Annotated in this window: 1 protein-coding gene; it reads right to left on the bottom strand. The window is 61.4% G+C overall.

Annotated elements, in window-relative coordinates; genetic code table 11:
• Positions 1–6: 6 nt before the first annotated feature.
• Positions 7–1656, bottom strand: a 1650-nt coding sequence (gene fdhF, locus ABH15_RS13520) for a formate dehydrogenase subunit alpha (RefSeq protein WP_128695133.1), incomplete at its 5' end; no start/stop codon positions are given.

Raw genomic sequence — 1656 nt, 5'->3', positions numbered from 1 at the left:
CCATATTCAGGCCTCCGTAATCTTCTCGACCTTAACGGCACATGCCTTGAACTCGGGGATCTTGGCGATGGGGTCGAGTGCGTTGTTGGTCAGGACGTTTGCCGCACATTCCGCGAAGTGGAACGGCATGAACATGACGCCCTGCATGATCTCATCGGTTACTTTTGCGGGGACGTTGACGGTACCGCGGCGGGTGGTTGCCTTGACCATCTCTTTGTCCTTGATACCGAGTTCCTTTGCGTCCTCGGGGTTGATCTCGATCCAGCCGGTCGGGACTTCGTTGTCGAGGGTCGCGGACCTGCGGGTCATGGAACCGGTGTGCCAGTGCCAGAGGATACGGCCGGTGGTGAGGACGAACGGGTATTCCGCGTCGGGTACTTCTGCGGCCGGTTTCCACTCGATTGCATGCATCACACCGAGGCCGTCGGGGTGGGCGAACTTCGCGGTGTGCAGGATCGGGGTTCCCGGGTGGTCAACGCTGGGGCAGGGCCAGTGGAGGGCTTCGGGCCGGTTGAGCCGTTCGTAGTTCATGCCGTGGTAGGACGGCGTGACGGCGGCGATCTCGTTGAAGATATCCTCGGCGGTCTCCCATGCGAACTGCTCTGCGTAGCCCATCTTTGCGGCAATTTCTGCGATGATCTTCCAGTCGAGTCTGGCTTCGCCGGGTGCTTCCTGGGCTTTGCGCCACATCTGGACACGGCGCTCGGTGCTGGTCTGGGTGCCGTCCTTCTCGGCGTAGCAGGTTGCGGGGAGGACGACGTCCGCCATCGCGGCGGTCTCGGTCAGGAAGATGTCCTGGACGACGAGGAACTCGAGGGCCTCGATTGCGTGCTTGACGTGGTTGAGGTCCGGGTCGGAGAGCATGGGGTTTTCGCCCATGATGTACATGGCCTTGAGTTCACCGGGCTTGTCGGTGAGGACATCCATCATGACGGTGACTTCGTAGCCGTTCTTGGGCTCGCAGATGCCGTCGGGGAAGCCCCATGCGTCGGCGAACTTCTTGTGGGCTGCTTCGTCGATGACCTTCTGGTAGCCGGTGAAGACAACGGGGAGTGCTCCCATGTCGCAGGCGCCCTGCACATTGTTCTGGCCACGGAGTGCGTTCACGCCGGCGCCGGCCTTGCCCAGGTTGCCGGTGAGCATCTGGAGGTTGGCGACCGACTTGACGTTGTCGACACCGGTGGTGTGCTGGGTGATACCCATCGAGTAGAGGATCGCACAGGACTCGGCGGTGCCGATCCACTCGGCTGCGGTCTTGAGCTGCTCGACCGGGATGCCGGAGATCTTCGAGACGTTCTCGAGGCTGTAGTCCTCCTTCATGACGACTGCCTTGAGTTCCTCATATCCCTTGACCCGGTTCTTGATGAACTCCTTGTCTTCCCATCCGTTCTTGATGATCTCCTGCATCAGGCCGTTCAGGATAGCGACGTCGGCGCCGGAGGTGAAGGCCATGTAGAGGTCGGCCTGCTTGGCGGTCGCGGTGTAGCGAGGGTCGGCGTAGATGAGCTTGGCACCGTTCATCTTGGCCTGCATGACCCTGCGTCCGATCAGGGGGTGCTGCTCGAAGGTGTTGCTGCCGATGATGAAGAGGCACTTCGATTCGGCGATGTCGCCGATCGAGTTCGTCATCGCACCGGAGCCGAAGGATGCGGCGAG

Source organism: Methanoculleus taiwanensis, from assembly GCF_004102725.1.
GTDB classification, from domain to species: Archaea; Halobacteriota; Methanomicrobia; order Methanomicrobiales; family Methanoculleaceae; genus Methanoculleus_A; species Methanoculleus_A taiwanensis.
This window is presented reverse-complemented; position numbering and strand designations above follow the sequence as displayed.